Consider the following 17,025-nt stretch of genomic DNA (forward strand, 5'->3'; position numbering starts at 1 on the left):
GGGCGGAACACACTAGGCTGGAACGCAAGTGACGTGCCTGTTCACGGTGAGTGTCCGCGATGGAGTGGCGAGATGAGCCCGGAGTATCCGTTCGACGAGGCTGCGACGGCCCGGGCGGTCGTCGACGACGCCGGCACGCTCGTCGGATGGAACGACGGGGCCCGCGCCCTGCTCGGCTGGGAGACGTCCGAGGTCGTGGGGCGGCCCGCGGCGGAGCTTCTGGCCGGACCGGCCCCCGCGCCCACCGGCCCGCGCTGGGACGGAACAGTCGTTTTGCGCCACCGTGACGGCCCGCCCGTCCGGCTGTGGCTGCTCGCCCACCGCCGCGAGAGCCCGGACGACGGCCCGGGACGGTGGCTCGTCGTCGCCCCCGTGGCCGGGCCCGACGGCGCGCTCCCCGCGGACGACCCCCTCGCCTCGGCGGCGCTCGTCCAGTCCCCGTGCGCCGTCGCCGTGTACGACGAGCGCCTGCGGCTGCGCCGGATCAACGACGCGATGGGCGAGGTGATCGGACTGCCCGAGGGGCGGATCCAGGGACTGCGGCTGTCGGAGATCGGCGGCCGGCCGCAGAGCACCGAGCTGGAGCAGCACATGCTGCGGGTCCTCACCAGCGGTCGCGCCCAGGACGTGCAGATGTACACGCGAACCGGCGGCGAGGAGCGGGCGCACGCCTGGCTGGCCCGGATGGCCCCGGTCACCGACGCGGCGGGCCGGGTGCGGGGCGTGTGTCTGGCCGCCCACGACTTCACCGACAACTACCTCGCCCGCGAACGGCTCCAGCTGGTCAACGAGGCGAGCGTGCGCGTCGGCACCACCCTCGACGTCACCCGGACGGCACAGGAGCTGGCCGAGGTGTGCGTGCCCGCGCTCGCCGACTTCGTCAGCGTCGACCTGCTCGACCCGCAGGACGGCGGGGACCTCCCGGCCCGCTTCACGCCCCCGCTGAGCCTGCGCCGCACCGCGCACTGCTCCGTCAACGCGGGCACCCCCGAAGCGGTGGCCAAACCCGGTGAGGCGCAGGGCTACCCGGCCGGCTCGCCGCAGGCCGACTCGCTCGTCGCCGGGCGCACCATCGTCGGCACCGTGCCCGGCGGCGAGCTGGACGCCTGGCTGACCTGGGACCCGGTGCGCGGGGACCGGGTACGCGAGCTGGGCATCCACTCGACGATGTCCGTGCCGATCCGGGCGCGGGGCGTGACCCTCGGCGTCGCCGTCCTCACCCGGTTCCGCCGGCCCGACCCGTTCACCCCGGACGACGTGCTGCTCGCCGAGGAGATCACGGCACGCGCCGCCGTCTGCATCGACAACGCCCGCCGCTTCTCGCGCGAGCGGGAGACCGCCCTCGCCCTTCAGCGCAGCCTCCTCCCGCGCACCCTGCCGCGCACCGCCGCCGTGGAGGCCGCCTCCCGCTATCTGCCGGCCGCCCGCGCCGGGGTCGGCGGGGACTGGTTCGACGTGATCCCGTTGTCCGGGATGCGCGTGGCCATGGTCGTCGGCGACGTCGTCGGACACGGCATCCAGGCCTCGGCCACCATGGGCAGGCTGCGCACCGCGGTCCGCACCCTCGCCGACATCGACCTGGCCCCCGACGAGCTGCTCACCCACCTCGACGACCTGGTCGTCCGCCTGTCCGAGGAAGCCGGGAACGAGGGCAGTCCCGGCGAGGTCGGCGCGACCTGTCTGTACGCGGTCTACGACCCGGTGTCCCGGCGCTGCACACTCGCGCGGGCCGGGCATCCCGCGCCCGTGGTGCTCCGCCCGGACGGCGTGTCCAGGCGGGTCGAGCTGCCCGCCGGTCCCCCGCTGGGCGTGGGCGGCCTGCCGTTCGAGTCGGCCGTCGTGGAGGTCCCCGAGGGCAGTGTGCTCGCCTTCTACACCGACGGGCTGACCACGTCCCGCGAGCGCGACACGACGACCGGCCACCGGCTGCTGGGCGAGGCGCTCGCGGCGCACGCGGACTCCCTGGACGAGACCTGCGACCGGATCCTGCACGCCCTGCTCCCGCCGGGCGGCGCCGCCGACGACGTGGCCCTGCTGCTCGCCCGCACCCGCGGGCTGCCCGCCGCCCAGGTCGCGACCTGGGACATCCCGGCCGATCCCTCGCTGGTGGCGCCGGTCCGCAAACAGGTGGTGGCGCAACTGGCGCGCTGGGAGCTGAGCGAGGCGTCGTTCACGACGGAACTGGTGGTGAGCGAACTGGTCACCAACGCCATCCGGTACGGTTCCCGCCCGATCCGGCTGCGGCTGATCCACGACGCTTCGACGCTGATCTGCGAGGTGTCCGACAACAGTCACACCGCCCCGCACCTGCGCCGGGCGAGGACCTTCGACGAGGGCGGCCGCGGCCTGCTCCTGGTCGCCCAGCTCACCCAGCGCTGGGGCAGCCGGCACACCCCCGAGGGCAAGACGATCTGGGCCGAGCTGAGCCTGCTCGACGAGGCCTGAGCGGGCCCCCGCTCGCCCGCTCCACGCTCTCCGACCGCCGACCTCCCGCCGCTTTCCCGCCTCCGTCCCGGCCGGTGTGACGGGCGCTACTCCTTGAGAAAGCGTTTACCCGGGCATGTTTACATGGACGGGCACCCGGACCAGTTCGATGGGCGGGCCCGACCGCGTCCCCGCCTCCGGAGTACCGTCCTGAACACCCCACTCGCCGAAACCCTGTCGATCTGCCTGCTCGCCGCCTCCCTGGCGTGGGCCGTGCTGCGTCCCGCGGGACGGTCCGAGGCGCTGATCGCCGTCCCCGCCGCGGCCGTGGCGGTCGCCCTCGGGGCGGTCTCCCCGCAGCACGCGCTGGCCGAGGCCGAACGGCTCGGGCCGGTCGTCGGCTTCCTCGCTGCGGTGCTGGTCCTGGCCCACCTGTGCGACGTCGAAGGACTGTTCACCGCGTGCGGGGCGTGGATGGCCCGCAGGGCCGCAGGGCGGCCCCGGCGACTGCTGGTCTCGGTGTTCGCGCTGGCCTCCGTGGTGACGGCCGTGCTGAGCCTGGACGCGACCGTGGTGCTGCTCACGCCGGTGGTGTTCGCGACCGCCGCCCGGATGGGCGTCCGCTCCCGGCCGCACGTCTACGCGTGCGCGCACCTGTCGAACACGGCCTCGTTGCTCCTTCCGGTCTCCAACCTCACCAACCTGCTGGCCTTCGAGGCGAGCGGACTGAGCTTCACCCGGTTCGCCGCGCTGATGACGCTCCCGTGGGTCGTCGCGATCGGCGCCGAGTACCTGGTCTTCCGGCGGTTCTTCGCCGGCGACCTGCCCGATGTCGACGGCGGCGCCGACGACGGCCCCGCACCCGAGCTGCCCCTGTTCGCGCTGGTCACCGTCGCCTGCACGCTCGCCGGGTTCGTGGTCGCCTCGGCGGTCGGGATCGAACCGGCCTGGGCGGCCTTCGCGGGGGCGCTGGTCATGGCCGTGCGGGCGCTGGTGCGGCGGCGGGTGACTCCGGTCGCCGTCGTGCGGGCCGCCGCGCCGGGATTCCTGGCGTTCGTGCTGGCGCTCGGGATCGTCGTGCGGGCCGTGGTCGACAACGGGCTGGACGGCGCGCTGCACCACGCCCTGCCCGGCGGCTCGGGGCTGCTCGCGCTGCTGGGCCTGGCCGCGCTGGCCGCCGTCCTGGCGAACCTGATCAACAACCTGCCCGCGGTGCTGGTGCTCGTACCGCTCGCCGCCCCGGCCGGGGCCGGGGCGGTGCTCGCGGTGCTGCTCGGGGTGAACATCGGCCCCAACCTGACCTACGCGGGATCCCTGGCGACGCTGCTGTGGCGGCGCGTGGTGCAGGAGCGCGAGGAGCGGGTCGGCACGGGCGAGTTCACCTGCCTGGGACTGCTCACCACGCCGGCCGCGCTGATCGCGGCGGTCGCCGCGCTGTGGGCGTCGCTCCAGGTCATCGGCGCCTGACAGGCCGGCATCGGCCGGGCGTCCGGGACGCCCCCCGTCAGGCCCGACGACCGTCAGGCCCGACGGTCGTCAGTTCCGCCGGCCGTCGGAGCCGTAGCCCCCGTAGCCGTACCCGCCGTACCCGTAGCCCCCGTACCCGCCATGGCCGCCGTAACCGTATCCGCCGCCGTAGCCGCCGTCTCCGTGGCCGGCGCCGCCGCCCCAGCGGCAGGCGGACGGGTCGGCGCGCGAGCAGGACGAGTCGTCCGGGCCGGAAGGGGAGCCGGACGCCGTGGGCGCGGGACCGGCGGAGGGGCCGGCCGTGGGGATCGGGGCGGGTGCGGCGGACTTCGCGGACTTCGGGACGGCGTTCCGGTCCGGGGCGGCGTCCGCGGTGCTGTCGGCGCCCCAGTTGACGATCTGCATCTGCGCGTCGGGCTTCGAGGTGTCGATCACCCAGCGCTGTGCGGCGCTGTCCGCCCGGTTCTTCAGCACGAGGGCGCCCGAGCCGTCCGTGGCGGCCGGCGCCAGCGCGAGGTTCTGTCCCGAGCGCGGCACGAGCGTGCCCTGAAGGGTGAAGTCGTAGCGCACGTTCTCCGGTTCGGGCCGGCCGGTCCCGGCGCACGGGCCCAGCCGGACCGAGTAGCCGAGGCGCGAGTCCAGGCACAGGCCGGCGTCGGCGGCGCTGCGCAGCAGGCCGTCCGGTTCGTACGACCACTGCTGGCCGGGCGCGGAGGAACAGGCGGCCAGTACGGCCTCGGCGTCGTCGGCGGGCTTGCCCCCGGCGATCCCTATGCACAGCCCGGACGCGGCGTTGTGCAGCCGGCCGCGCATCGCGCCCCGGGCGTCGTCGCCGGAGCCGGCCCACGAGGGGCCGTCGGTGGCCTTGCCGGCGCCCGCGGCCGGGGCCTTGACCGCCTCGTTGTCCGCGACCGCGCCGGTGTCCTCCCCGGAACCGAGGGCGGCCCACACCACGAGCGGCAGGACGACGATCCCGCTCACCGTCAGCACGGCGGCGGTCAGGTTGCGGCGGCGGGCGCGGCGGGCCGCCTTCTGGGCGGAGCGGCTCCTCCCGGGGCCCGGCCCTGCGTCGGCCGTGGCGTCGGGCCGGCCGGCGAGGCCCGCGGCCCGTGCCCCGATGCGGGCCAGGGCACCGGCCCGCGATCCGGCACGGCGGTCGGCAGCGGCCGGCCGCGCGGCGAGGGAGGCGGGGTCGTCCTGCGGGCGCGGGTGGTCACCGTCGGTGAAGGCCTCGCCCGCGTACCCGCGGGGCTGCTCGACGGGGGTACCGGCCCCCTGGCCGTCGCCGGCCGTCCTGATCTCGACGTAGGCGGCGGCCGCCCAGCCCAGGACACCCTCGGCGAGGGCGGCACCGAGCAGCCCCTCGAACTGTCTGAGCTGGTCGGCGGTGTGGGCGCAGTGCCGGCAGCGTTCGAGGTGGGCGCGCAGATCGGGGTCGAGGTCGGCGCCGCCGCGGCGGCAGGTGACGTCCAGCAGGCGGTGGTAGCGGTGGCAGTCGTCCTCGGTGGCGAGCTCGCGGTGCACCTGGAGGCACTCCTCGCGCAGCCGCTCGCGGGCCCGGCGCAGTTCGACGCGCGCGCCGTCCTCCTCCAGTCCCAGCAGACCGCCCGGCACCGCCAGGGGTTCGGCTTCGACCTCGGCGTGCCAGAGCATGCAGCGGGCCGCCTCGGGCAGACGCTGGAAAGCCCGGGACAGCATGCGCCGGTGCACGGGCGGCAGCATGAGGGCGGCCGCGCGGCCGCCCCCCAGGCCGTCGTCGGCGCCGTCCGCCTCCGCCTCGGAACGCAGCGCGGGGTGGAGCTGGTCGCGGCGGCCGTCGGCGTCCCATTCGGCGGCGACGCGGCGCGCGGTGACCAGCAGATGCGGGCGCCAGGCGGCCGTCGGCCCGTTCTGCCGCAGGGTCTCGCCGAACAGCCGGGTGAAGGCGGCCGTGGTGAGCATCCCGGCCGCGCGTTCGCCGTCGGTGCACAGCCGCGCGTAGGCGAAGGCCGCCTCCCAGTGCCGGTCCAGCAGTTCGCCGACGGGATGCAGCGCGGGTGACGCCCCCGTCCACTTCTTCAGCTCCGCGCTCAGTTGTTCGTCCGTCGCGTCGAAGCGGCGCGCCGAAGGGGAATTCGACAGGCCTGCGTCATTCACGGTCTGCATTCCTTCCGGAGGCATGCGGCATAAAGTCCATACCATCGGGTAGGCGACCCCGCCGGGGAAGCGGGATCGGCTCGCACAGGGTTCGACGCCTCCGAACGTCCGCGGGGGACGGCTCTTTTGGAGCGCGGGGGGTGTGGACGGGAGGCGTCTCGCGCGCACAGTGCAGAAGACATTGTCCGTGCGCCGACAAGGCACACCTTCGCACAGCCGGACCAGGCGGAACAAGAGATCACGCGGTTTCCCGCATTCCCCGTCGGCCCGGAGACCTTGACGAAACGTCAATAAGGGATCGCACCTTGGGGTGGCACCGGTATCGACGCCCCTTTGGCCCCTTTCGGTGAGCTTTTCGGCGAGGCTTTCGACGCGCTTTCAACAGGTTTCCGGCGGGAATGTGCCGGCGCGTTTCCGTCCCCGGCACCGCGCGCGCCGGTCACGAGCGGGGCGAGGCCCGTCCTCCGGGGACGGAGGGCGGGGCCTTGCGGAAGGGACCCCGCGTCACCGGCCTCCAGCGGCTCCGGGCGGGCCGGGCTCTGTCGTGGCGGGGTGGTCGAGCAGGTCCAGCGCCCGCGTCCATCCGAACCCGTGGCCCCCGGCGGGATCCTGGGCGGAGCCGAACCGCACGCCCATCCCGCGCAACCGCGTCAGGCTCTCCCGGTAGGCGGGGTGACGGGCGAGGGTCTCGTTGACGCAGGGCAGCACGGCCATGGGGACGCCGAGTCCGGCGGTCTCGCACAGAGTGCCCAGCGCGAGCGTGTCGGCCACCCCCGCCGCCCACTTGTTGACGGTGTTGAAGGTGGCCGGCGCCACCACGACCGCGTCGGGATCGGGAAAGGGCCGCGGAGCGCCGGGCCGCCGCCAGGCGGACCGGATCGGGTGCCCCGTCCGTGCCTCCACGGCGTCGACGTCGAAGAAGCCGTTCATGGCCGTCGGGGTGGCGATGACGCCGACCCGCCACCCCCGCCCCTGCGCGGCGACGATCAGTTCGCCGACGTCCGCGGCGACGCCCGCGGCGCAGACGACGAGGTAGAGGAACGGCTGCTGTTCGTCCTGTGCGGTCACTGGCGAACCCTACTGAGACGCCGTCCCCTGCGGCTCGACGGGGGCGTTCCAGGAGGAGACGCAGGGCTGCGGGCGTCACTCGGGCGGGGCGGACAGGGTGATCGCGCCGACCGGGCAGGCGCGCACCGCCTCGCGGAGCATCGGGTCGCCCCCGGCGTCCTCGCGGCCGGGCAGGACGGTGCTGAAGCCGTCGTCGTCCTGGGTGAAGACGCCCGGGGCGGCCAGGGCGCACTGGCCGGCGCCGATGCAGACGTCCGTGTCGACGTGGATGTCCATGGTCGGGCCCTTCACCAGGTCACGGGGAGTTCCAGCATCCCCTGGATCGTGTCGCCGGGCTTGAAGCGGGCCTCTTCCGCCGGGACGGCCAGGCGCAGTCCGGGCAGTCGGGCGAGGAGCGTGCCGAGGGCGATCTCCAGTTCGGCGCGTGCCAGGTTCTGGCCCAGGCACTGGTGGATGCCGAACCCGAAGGCCACGTGGTGGCGGGCGGAGCGGCTCCAGTCGAGGGCGTCCGGCGAGGGGAAGGCGCTCTCGTCGCGGTTGATGACGGAGGTCGCGAAGACCACGCCCTCGCCGGCCCGGATCGTCGTCCCGGCCACCTCGATGTCCTCGGTGGCCTGCCGCAGCAGACCGTCCGCGATGGACAGCATCCGCATCAGCTCCTCGACCGCCGCCGGCAGCAGCGTCGGATCGGCGCGCAGCTCGGCCAGCCGCTCCGGGTGCTGGAGCAGGGTGTGGACGCCGAGGGAGATCATGTTGGCGGTCGTCTCGTGCCCGGCGACCAGCAGGATCGTGGCCAGCGCGACGGCCTCCCGGCGGTCGACCGTGCCCTCGCGCACCTGCTGGTCCACCAGGGCGTCGAGGACGCCGTCGCCGGACGGGTCCTCCAGCTTGCGGTCGATCAGCGCGCCGAGGTAGGCGTCGAGGCGGTCGCGCGCGTCGCGCACCTCCTGCTGCACCCGGCCGCGCAGCAACCGCCGCGACTGTTCCTCGAAGAACTCGTGGTCGGCGTACGGCACGCCGAGCAGGTCGCAGATCACCGTGGACGGAACGGGCAGCGCGAAGGCGCTCACCAGTTCCGCGGGCGGCCCCTGGGCGAGCATGGCGTCGATCCGTTCGTCGACGACGCGCTGGATGGCCGGGCGCATGGCCGTGGCGCGCTTGAGGGTGAAGTTCGCCAGCACGAGCCGGCGCTGGGCGTGGTGCTCGGGGTCGTCCACGTTGAGCAGGGCGGCCTTGCGGTCGGGCAGGGCCCGCAGCCGGGGCGAGGTCGCCGGGTAGCCGGGGCGGGTGCGGTCGGTCGACAGCCGGGAGTCGGAGAGCAGGGCGCGGGCCGCCTCGTGCCCGGTGACCACCCAGGCGGTGGCGCCGTCGTAGAGGGTGACGCGCGCGAGGGGACGGGAGGCGCGCAGGGGGTCGTAGGCGGCCGGGGGCCGGTAGGGGCAGGTGCGGTCCTGGGGGAAGGCCACGGGGACCGGCTCCCCGGCGGGCGCTCCGGCCGGGACGGCTCCGGTGCGGGCGGGATTGCGGCTGTCCGTGCCGTCCGGGGTGTCGGGTGCGTCCGCGGCGCTCTCCGCGTCCGTCGTGACCTGGGTGTCCGTGGTGACCTGGGTGTCCGTCATGGTGACCTCGCAGACGAGGGGTGCGTCCTGCCGATCTTCATTAGATGCCCCGGGCATCTATAAGGCGACGCGGAGTTCGGCCAGATCGACGAATCGGGCGATACGGCCAAAACCGTTCGCTCCGGTGTCCCGCCCGGGCGGCGGATCAGGCGTTCTCGGCTGCGAAGCCGACGGTCGCGCGGGGAAAAACAGTTGCCGTCGGCCGGTCGCCACCCGCACCATCCGGCCATGTCCTTCGACGAAACCCTGCCGCTGCCGATGTCCGCCGCCGTCTCCCCGGCCCCGGTCCAGCAGCAGCCCGGCGCCCCCCGGAGGCCCGGCCCCTCCGCCTCGTGACGGCGGCGCTCGTCGCGGGCCTGGTCGCGGGATACGGCATCGCCGTACCCGTCGGCGCCGTCGCGACCTACCTCGTCTCCCTCACCGCCCGCACCTCCCTGCGCACCGGCGTGTGCGCCGCGCTCGGCGTCGCCGTCGCCGACGGGCTGTACGCCCTGGTCGCCACGGTCGGGGGCGCCGCCGTCGCCGCCGTGCTGCGGCCGGTGCTGACGCCGCTGCGCTGGGCCTCGGCCCTGGTGCTGCTCGTGCTGGCGGCCCGGGGCGCGGTGTCCGCGGTGCGCCAGTACCGGGCGCACCGGCTCAGCACCCGTTCCGCCCCGCCCCCGCCGAGCCCGGCCCGGGCCTTCCTGAGCCTGCTCGGCATCACCCTCCTCAACCCGACGACCGTGATCTACTTCGCCGCGCTGGTCCTGGGCAACGGCGCCCACGACGCCGTGCGTCCCGTGCAGCAGGGCGTGTTCGTGCTGGCGGCGTTCGCCGCGTCGGCGAGCTGGCAGGTGCTGCTCGCCGCGGGCGGGGCCCTGCTGGGCCGCGCCCTGACCGGTCACCGCGGCCGGCTCGCGACGGCTCTCGTGTCGAGCGCGGTGATGACGGCGCTCGCGGTGCGCATGGTGGTGTAGGTCCGGCCGCCGTACGGATGAAACGGGCGGGTACCGGTGTTGAAGCACGACGCGGGACGGACGAGTGCCCGGCCGGTGTGCGAGGAACGGATCCACGAGGAACGGACGTACGGGGAACCGATGCGGCCGGGCCGACGCGGGCGACTCGTGTCCGCCGGACCGGAGGCACGCGGTACCGGCGCACGGGACCCGCGAAGACGACGAAGGGGAAAGGAAGCCATGCCTCTCGAAGGCGAGTACGAGCCCAGCCCGGAGCAGTGGGTGCGCGACCAGGTGGAGCAGTACGAACGCTCCGGCGGCAAGGAGGGGACGACGCTGCGGGACACGGGGCTGCCCGTCATCCTCCTGACGACCCGGGGCGCGAAGAGCGGGAAGCTGCGCAAGACGCCGCTGATGCGGGTCGAGCACGACGGCCGGTACGCCCTGGTCGCCTCCCAGGGCGGCGCGCCGAAGCATCCGGTCTGGTATCACAACGTCAAGGCAGAGCCGCGCGTCGAGCTCCAGGACGGGCCGCTGAAGCAGGACATGACGGCCCGTGAGGTCACCGGCGCGGAGAAGGCCGAGTGGTGGGAGCGGGCCGTCGCCGCCTATCCCCCGTACGCGGACTACCAGAAGAAGACGGACCGGGAGATCCCCGTGTTCGTCGTGGAGCCGGGTTCCGCCGGCTGACCCGCACGCAGCACACCGGCCCCCTGGGGCGCGGAAGGGCCCTCCGCCGTGGCGGAGGGCCCTTCGGTCCACAGGAGCCGGTCTCCTGCGCTGAGGAAGAGATTCCGGCGGGGGCCGCATGAACGCGTCCGCACCGGGCAACCGGGTGTCAGGCCCCGCCGCGCTCCCCCGTCGCGGCGGGGCTTTCCCCTGCCTCGCGGGCGCGGTCGGTCACGTCGAGGAAGATCTGGTCGGCCTCGGGGACGACGCCGGCGATCGAGCGCTTGATGCGGACGGCGACCTCCTCCACCCGCTCGCTGTCGAGACCCGGCATGAGGTCGATGCGGGCGGCCACCAGGGCCGAGTCCAGGCCCATCTTCATCGTGAAGAGGGCCTCCACGCTGTCGATCTCGGGCTGGGCGTCGAGCAGCGCGCGGATGCGCGAGCCGGTCTCGGGGTCGGCGGCCTCGCCGATGAGCTGGTCGCGGGCCTCGCGGCCGAGCCGGTAGGCGACGAAGACGAGCAGCGCGCCGATCGCCAGCGACGCCGACGCCTCCCACACGACCTGCCCGGTGACCATGTGCAGGGCCATCCCGGCCGCGGCCAGGGTGACGCCGAGCACCGCCGTGCCGTCCTCGGCGACGACCGTGCGCAGGGCCGGGTCGCGCAGTCCCGCGACCGCGCCGCCCTGCCTGCGCACCTGGTGCACCGCCCGCAGCAGCGAGGCGCCCTCCGCGAGGAAGGAGACGCCGAGCACGATGAGGCCGGCCACGTAACCGCTCGTCTTCTCGTCCGCGCCCGACCGCAGGGCCTCGACGCCCTGGAAGAAGGAGAAGCAGCCGCCCATGACGAAGATCCCGACGGCCGCGAGCAGCGACCAGAAGAACCGCTCCTTGCCGTAGCCGAAGGGGTGCCGGCGGTCGGCGGGGCGGCGGCTGCGGCGCAGCGCGGCGAGGAGGAAGACCTCGTTCAGGCTGTCGGCCACGGAGTGCGCGGCCTCCGACAGCAGTGCGGGCGAGCCCGCGAGCAGGCCGCCGACCGCTTTCGCCGCCGCGATGATCAGGTTGGCGGCGAGGGCCACCAGGACCGTGACGCGTGTGTTGCGGTCGGCATTCCCTTCGGCACCGTGGTCGCCTTTCTCCGGGGTGGTCTGTTCGCCTGTGCGTTCGGCGTTCCGTGTTGAGGATGTCCCGCTCACGTTCGCCGACTGCCCCGGCCGGTGCGGCTCACACCGTGCCGTCGGCGGAAATCGGGGAACGCGGTGAGCAGGGAACGCACCGGCATCGGGAGGAAACATGGGCGACGGGGGCGGCGGCAACAGCGCGTACGGGCACAAGTCGTTCGAACGGTCCGCGAGCCGCTTCACGGACCGGGTCACGGCCGACGGCCGCGACGGCTGGCCGGTGGAGGCCGGCAGGTACCGGCTGGTCGTCAGCCGCGCCTGCCCGTGGGCGAGCCGGGCGGTGATCTCGCGGCGGCTCCTCGGCCTGGAGGACGCGCTGTCGATGGCGATCGCCGACCCGATCCAGGACGACCGAAGCTGGCGCTTCACCCTCGACCCGGACGACCGTGACCCGGTGCTGGGCATCCGGTACCTGAGCGAGGCCTACGAACGGCGCGAGAGCGATCCGCCGGGCGGGGTCAGCGTGCCGGCCCTGGTGGACGTGCCCAGCGGGAAGCTCGTCACCAACGACTACCAGCAGCTCACCCTCGACCTCGCCACCGAGTGGACGGCCCTGCACCGCCCCGGCGCCCCCGATCTGTATCCCGAACAGCTGCGCGATCAGATCGACACGGTCATGGCCGGGGTGTACGAGGACGTCAACAACGGCGTCTACCGGGCGGGCTTCGCGAACGGGCAGAAGGAGTACGAGGAGGCGTGCACGGGCGTCTTCCGGCGCCTGGAGCTGCTGGCGTCCCGGCTGACCGGTCAGCGCTACCTCGTCGGCGACACGATCACCGAGGCGGACATCCGGCTGTTCACCACACTGGTGCGTTTCGACGCCGTCTATCACGGTCACTTCAAGTGCAACCGCTGGAAGCTGACCGAGAACCAGGTCCTGTGGGCGTACGCCCGCGATCTGTTCCAGACGCCAGGCTTCGGCGACACGGTCGACTTCGACCACATCAAACGGCACTACCACCAGGTGCACACCGGCATCAACCCGACCCGGATCGTCCCCCTCGGGCCCGACCTGGCCGGCTGGCGCTCCCCGCACCACCGCGAGGAGCTGGGCGGCCGGCCGTTCGGCGAAGGGACTCCCCCCGGGCCGGTGCGCGCCGGGGAACAGGTTCCGGAACGGGGACGGCCCTGAGGCCCCGTATCCCTCACACAAGGAGAGACCGACGTGTCCAAGAAGAGGAAACTGCCCCTCGTGTACCAGCCCGTGGGCTTCGCGCTGGGCTGGGCCAGCGGCGCCCTGGCGGGCCTCGCGTTCCGCAAGGCGTGGAAGGCGATCCGGCACGAGGACGACGCCCCTGACGCCCTGGACCGGGACCGCGGCTGGGGCGAGGTGCTGCTGGCGGCGGCGGTCCAGGGCGCGATCTTCGCGGCGGCGCGCAGCGCCGCGGACCGGACCGGCGCCAAGGCGATCGAACGGTCCACCGGCGTCTGGCCCGCCAAGGATAAGACCGGCCGGGACTGAGTCCGTACGGCGTACGTCCGCCCACGTCCACCCGGATCCGCGTTCGCCGGCCCGGTGCCGCCCGGCTTTCCCGCCGGACGGCGCCGGGCCGGCCGCCGTTGACGCCCCGGACCGGGCGCCGGTTCCGTGGCCGGGCCGTGCGCCGTCCGGCCGCGGCGGGCGTCGCTCCGGCCGCGGTCACGCCGGGGCGGCGGGTCGGCGTGACCGCGGCCGGGAGCGGGTCAGCCCTGCTTCGGCGCGGTGGAGGGTTCCAGGCGCAGGGTGAAGGAGTGGCCGGCCGGGTCGGAGTAGCCCCGCTCCTCGTGCGGGCCGGGGGCGCCCTTGGTCTCCAGCGGCCGCCCGCCGAGGCCGACGACCCGGCGTTCCACCTCGTCGAGGTCGTCGACGATGAAGTCCAGATGGGCCTGGAGGGAGTTCTCGGGGCGGGGCCAGCTCGGCGGCGTCGCGTTCACGTCCCGCCGGAAGGCGAGCCGGATGCCGTCGGCGCCCCTGATCTCCACCCGGTTGGCGCTCCTGTCGGTCTCCTCGGCGTCGAGCAGTCCCTTGTAGAACTCGGCGAGCTTCTCGGGCTCGGCACAGTCGAGCACCACGACGCCCGCTTTCACCACTGCCATGTCGTCGTCTCCTCCGCGAGGTCCGGGCCGGGACGGCCGACTTGCGTCCCGGGACCATGCGGATACCCCCGTTCGCGTCGGCCACCGGCCACACCCCGTCACGGGCCCGCGCGGATCCCGTGCGCGGCTGCGCGCATCCGAGGGATTCCGCCCCTGGACTTCTTGGACAGGTGTCCCGCTATAGTGGACACCTGTCCAGGAACCGTTCCGGTGGGACCGGGGTCGAGGGAGAACATGAACATTCTGGCGAACGTGCTGGTCGCGCTGGTGGCAGCGCTGCACCTCTACATCCTGGTGATGGAGATGTTCCTGTGGCGGAAGCCGCCGGGGATGTCCTTCCACGGCTTCGACGCCGAGCTGGCGAAGCGGACCGCGCCGATGGCCGCCAACCAGGGGCTCTACAACGGCTTCCTCGCGGCGGGGCTGGTGTGGGGGCTGGTCGCGGCCGATCCGACCGGGTTCCGGGCGCAGGTCTTCTTCCTGTGCTGCGTCATCGTCGCGGGGGTGTACGGGGCGGTCACCGCGAACCGGCGGATCCTGTTCGCGCAGGCGCTGCCCGGCGCGATCGCCCTGGCCGCCGTCCTGATCGCGCAGTGATCCGCGGCGGGGCCGAGGACCCGCGGGCGGCCCGCACCCGCGCGAAGCTGCGGACGGCGCTGCTCCAGGAGTGCGCCGAACGGCCCCTGGAGGAGGTCGGGGTGGCGGCGCTGGTGCGCCGGGCGGGCGTCGGACGGGCCACGTTCTACGTCCACTATCCCGATCTGGAGGCTCTCGCCGTCGACGCCTGCGCGGACGTCGTGCGCGAGGCCGTGGAGGCGCTGCACGCCTGGCGCGGACGGCCCGACCCGGTCCGCGCGCCGGGCGCGCTGGCGGAGTTCTTCGGCTCGCTGGCCCCGCACGCGGCCCTGTACCGCACCCTGCTGGCGCCGGGCGGCGGCGGTCCGCTCGGCCGGGTGCTCCACCGGGACCTGCGGGCCTACAGCCTGCGGGAACGGGAGCGGGCGGGAGCGGCGGACGCGCCCCTGATCGCCTCGGCCGTCGCCGCGACCTTCGCGGGCGTGCTCGCCGACTGGCTGCACGGCGATCTCGGCGGGACGCCCGCCGAGATCGCGGACCAGGTCTGGCAGTTGCTGGTCGCCCTGCACGCGAGCCGCTGAGCGGCGACAACCCCCGGCCGCCGCAGCGACGTACGGACGGGCCTCCCGCCGTCGCGGCCGGGCGCTCAGCGGGCCGTCTGGAAGGTCCGGCGGTAGGCCTGCGGGGAGACGCCGATGGCGGTGTGCAGGTGCTGGCGCAGGGACGCGCCGGTCGCGAACCCGACGCGGGCGGCGATCTGGTCCACGGACAGGTCGCTGGCCTCCAGCAGGTGCCGGGCGTGCGCGACGCGCTGCTGGATCAGCCAGCGGCCGGGGCTCATGCCGACCTCGTCGTGGAAGCGGCGGGCGAAGGTGCGCAGGCTCATGCGCGCGTGCGCGGCGAGGTCGGCGAGGGCGAGCGGCTCGTCGAGGCGCTCCAGGGCCCAGGAACGGGTGGCCGCCGTGCCGGCCGCTCCGGCCTGCGGCACGGGCTGCTCGATGTACTGCGCCTGGCCGCCGTCCCGGAAGGGCGGCACCACGCAGCGGCGGGCCACCCGGTTGGCGAGTTCGCTGCCGTGGTCCTTGCGGACGATGTGCAGGCACACGTCGACGCCGGAGGCGGCCCCGGCGGAGGTCAGCACCCGCCCGTCGTCGACGAAGAGCACGTCGGGGTCCAGCTCGACCTGCGGGTGCATCCGGCGGAACACGTCGGTCACCTGCCAGTGGGTGGTGGCCCGGCGGCCGTCGAGCAGTCCGGCCGAGGCCAGGACGAACGCGGCGGTGCAGATGGAGACGATGCGCGCCTGCGGGCGGATCAGCGCGAGGGCCTCGGCGACCGCGTCCGGCAGGTCGTGCGTCACCCGGTCGGGGGCGACCGGCGCGATCACCACGGTGTCGGCCGTCGCCAGCACCTCGCGGCCGTGCTCGACGCCGATCGTGAAGTCGGCGTTGGTCCGCACCGGGCCGCCGTCGACGGTGCAGGTCATGACCTCGTAGTGGCCGTCGGCCGCGCCGAAGATGCGGGCCGGGATGCCGAGCTCGAACGGGTAGACGCCGTCGAGGGCGAGGACGACGACGCGGTGCTGGTCTGCTGAGGGCATGGCACGATCTTATCGGATGTTGGCAATCATGCCATTTCCCGGCGGGACCGGACCGGGCAGGCTGTTCGGCATGAGCACTGAGAACACCCCGCGCACCGGCACGACCATGCGCGTCATCGGTCAGGACGTCCTCGGCGGTCCCGAGGCACTGAAGCAGACGGAGGCGGAGCGGCCCGCGCCCCGCCCGAACGAGGTCCTGGTCCGGGTACGCGCCGCCGGCGTCAACCCGACCGACTGGAAGCACCGCGCCACGGGCGGGTTCCTGGGCGAGCCGCCCTTCGTCCTGGGCTGGGATGTCTCCGGCACCGTGGAGGCGGTCGGCGTCGGCGTCGCCACCTTCGCCCCCGGCGACGACGTCTTCGGCATGCTGCCCTACCCCTTCGGCCACGGCTCGCACGCCGAGTACGTCATCGCGCCGGTGCGCGCCCTGTGGCACAAGCCCGAGGGCGTCGACCACGTCCAGGCGGGCGCGCTGCCGCTGGTCTCGCTGACCGCCTGGCAGGCGCTCGTGGAGACCGCCGAACTCGGCCCCGGTCAGCGGGTGCTGATCCACGCCGCGGCCGGCGGCGTCGGCCATGTGGCCGTGCAGATCGCCAAGGCGCGCGGCGCGTACGTGATCGGGACGGCCAGCGCGGGCAAGCACGACTTCCTGCGCGAGCTGGGCGTCGACGAGGCGATCGACTACCGGGAGACCGACTTCGCCGAGGCCGTGAAGGACGTCGACGTCGTCCTGGACACGCTGGGCGGTGACACCTCGGTGAAGTCGCTGGGCGTGCTGCGGCCGGGCGGCATCGTGGTGTCGATCCTGCCGGTGGGATCGGACGAGTTCCACGAGGAGGCCGAGCGGCTCGGGGTGCGCGCGGTGCGGATGCTCGTGGACGCCGACCGGGCGGGGATGCGCGCGATCGCCGAACTGGTCGAGACGGGCCGGCTGCGCGCCACCGTCTCGGGCACCTTCCCGCTGGCCGAGGCCGCCGAGGCGCACCGGCTCGGCGACACCGGCCGGACCACCGGCAAGCTGGTCCTCACGGTCGACTGACCGCCCGCCGGGGCCGGGGGCGTGTCCGTGCCCGGCCCCGACGGCCTCCCGAGACCTGACACGGGGTCGCCGTCGGGTCGTTGACCGGCCCTCGGGAGGCGAACGGAACCGGGCCTCGCGGTCGCCCGGCCCGCCGCCGGGAGACGCCGGCACCGGACGCGCACCGGCCCGGCGGCCATGGGGCCGGCCGGCGGAGGGGGAGCACCGGCTCCACGGCCGGTGCTCGGCGGGCG

The 17,025-nt window shown here is 74.4% G+C and carries 16 protein-coding genes; 9 read left to right on the forward strand and 7 right to left on the reverse strand.

Annotation, left to right across the window (positions count from 1 at the left end; translation table 11 throughout):
- Nucleotides 1-72 precede the first annotated feature (72 nt).
- Nucleotides 73-2,445 carry a SpoIIE family protein phosphatase gene (locus tag ACGFSH_RS28495; protein WP_393353496.1) on the forward strand — a complete coding sequence of 791 codons (2,373 nt, stop codon included), beginning with the start codon at nt 73-75 and terminating at the stop codon, nt 2,443-2,445.
- Between the two features lie 123 nt (nt 2,446-2,568).
- Complete coding sequence (locus ACGFSH_RS28500; protein WP_393353497.1) at nt 2,569-3,891, forward strand: SLC13 family permease; 1,323 nt, start codon at nt 2,569-2,571, stop codon at nt 3,889-3,891.
- Nucleotides 3,892-3,960: 69 nt separating this feature from the next.
- Here the strand turns inward: ACGFSH_RS28500 and ACGFSH_RS28505 are convergent, their stop codons facing one another.
- The 4 genes from ACGFSH_RS28505 to ACGFSH_RS28520 form a co-directional block, all read right to left on the reverse strand.
- Nucleotides 3,961-6,036, reverse strand: a complete 2,076-nt coding sequence (locus ACGFSH_RS28505; RefSeq protein ID WP_393353599.1) for a ricin-type beta-trefoil lectin domain protein — start codon at nt 6,034-6,036, stop codon at nt 3,961-3,963.
- A gap of 495 nt (nt 6,037-6,531) precedes the next feature.
- Nucleotides 6,532-7,095: a flavoprotein gene (locus ACGFSH_RS28510; protein WP_393353499.1), complete on the reverse strand. Its 564-nt coding sequence runs from the start codon at nt 7,093-7,095 to the stop codon at nt 6,532-6,534.
- A 75-nt stretch (nt 7,096-7,170) separates the two neighbouring features.
- Nucleotides 7,171-7,371, reverse strand: a complete 201-nt coding sequence (locus ACGFSH_RS28515; RefSeq protein ID WP_393353501.1) for a ferredoxin — start codon at nt 7,369-7,371, stop codon at nt 7,171-7,173.
- Between the two features lie 11 nt (nt 7,372-7,382).
- Complete coding sequence (locus tag ACGFSH_RS28520) at nt 7,383-8,714, reverse strand: cytochrome P450 (protein ID WP_393353503.1); 1,332 nt, start codon at nt 8,712-8,714, stop codon at nt 7,383-7,385.
- 332 nt (nt 8,715-9,046) lie between these two features.
- Here ACGFSH_RS28520 and ACGFSH_RS28525 point away from each other — a divergent pair, with 332 nt between their 5' ends.
- Both ACGFSH_RS28525 and ACGFSH_RS28530 read left to right on the forward strand, forming a co-directional pair.
- Nucleotides 9,047-9,670 (forward strand): LysE family transporter, encoded by a 624-nt coding sequence (locus ACGFSH_RS28525; RefSeq protein ID WP_393353504.1) that lies wholly within the window; start codon nt 9,047-9,049, stop codon nt 9,668-9,670.
- A 219-nt stretch (nt 9,671-9,889) separates the two neighbouring features.
- Nucleotides 9,890-10,339, forward strand: coding sequence for a nitroreductase family deazaflavin-dependent oxidoreductase (locus ACGFSH_RS28530; protein WP_393353505.1), 450 nt, complete (start codon nt 9,890-9,892; stop codon nt 10,337-10,339).
- A 148-nt stretch (nt 10,340-10,487) separates the two neighbouring features.
- On the opposite strand, the gene ACGFSH_RS28535 is transcribed toward ACGFSH_RS28530, so the two are convergent.
- Nucleotides 10,488-11,615 carry a cation diffusion facilitator family transporter gene (locus tag ACGFSH_RS28535; protein WP_393353506.1) on the reverse strand — a complete coding sequence of 376 codons (1,128 nt, stop codon included), beginning with the start codon at nt 11,613-11,615 and terminating at the stop codon, nt 10,488-10,490.
- On the opposite strand from ACGFSH_RS28535, the gene ACGFSH_RS28540 reads away from it, so the two are divergent.
- Together ACGFSH_RS28540 and ACGFSH_RS28545 are read left to right on the forward strand one after the other, a co-directional pair.
- Complete coding sequence (locus ACGFSH_RS28540; protein ID WP_393353508.1) at nt 11,614-12,633, forward strand: glutathione S-transferase family protein; 1,020 nt, start codon at nt 11,614-11,616, stop codon at nt 12,631-12,633. The genes ACGFSH_RS28535 and ACGFSH_RS28540 overlap by 2 nt on opposite strands.
- 33 nt (nt 12,634-12,666) lie before the next feature.
- Entirely contained in the window at nt 12,667-12,963 is a 297-nt protein-coding gene (locus tag ACGFSH_RS28545; RefSeq protein WP_389780456.1) for a DUF4235 domain-containing protein, read from the forward strand.
- Between the two features lie 221 nt (nt 12,964-13,184).
- Here ACGFSH_RS28545 and ACGFSH_RS28550 read toward each other — a convergent pair whose 3' ends face one another.
- On the reverse strand, nt 13,185-13,577 hold the full coding sequence (locus ACGFSH_RS28550; RefSeq protein ID WP_393353509.1) for a VOC family protein: 393 nt from the start codon (nt 13,575-13,577) through the stop codon (nt 13,185-13,187).
- Between the two features lie 234 nt (nt 13,578-13,811).
- Here ACGFSH_RS28550 and ACGFSH_RS28555 point away from each other — a divergent pair, with 234 nt between their 5' ends.
- Both ACGFSH_RS28555 and ACGFSH_RS28560 read left to right on the forward strand, forming a co-directional pair.
- The gene (locus ACGFSH_RS28555; protein ID WP_393353510.1) at nt 13,812-14,174 is read left to right on the forward strand and encodes a DUF1304 domain-containing protein; all 363 of its coding nucleotides are present in this window, start codon (nt 13,812-13,814) and stop codon (nt 14,172-14,174) included.
- The gene (locus ACGFSH_RS28560) at nt 14,171-14,734 is read left to right on the forward strand and encodes a TetR/AcrR family transcriptional regulator (RefSeq protein WP_393353512.1); all 564 of its coding nucleotides are present in this window, start codon (nt 14,171-14,173) and stop codon (nt 14,732-14,734) included. The genes ACGFSH_RS28555 and ACGFSH_RS28560 overlap by 4 nt, the downstream gene beginning before the upstream one ends.
- 65 nt (nt 14,735-14,799) lie before the next feature.
- Here the strand turns inward: ACGFSH_RS28560 and ACGFSH_RS28565 are convergent, their stop codons facing one another.
- Nucleotides 14,800-15,753 (reverse strand): GlxA family transcriptional regulator, encoded by a 954-nt coding sequence (locus tag ACGFSH_RS28565; protein WP_393353514.1) that lies wholly within the window; start codon nt 15,751-15,753, stop codon nt 14,800-14,802.
- 70 nt (nt 15,754-15,823) lie between these two features.
- Between ACGFSH_RS28565 and ACGFSH_RS28570 the strand changes: the two genes are divergently transcribed.
- A complete protein-coding gene (locus tag ACGFSH_RS28570; RefSeq protein ID WP_393353515.1) occupies nt 15,824-16,792 on the forward strand; it encodes an NADP-dependent oxidoreductase in 969 nt (322 codons plus the stop codon).
- Nucleotides 16,793-17,025 lie beyond the last annotated feature (233 nt).

It is taken from the genome of Streptomyces sp. NPDC048481 (assembly GCF_043200075.1).
In the GTDB taxonomy this organism is placed as follows: Bacteria; Actinomycetota; Actinomycetes; order Streptomycetales; family Streptomycetaceae; genus Streptomyces.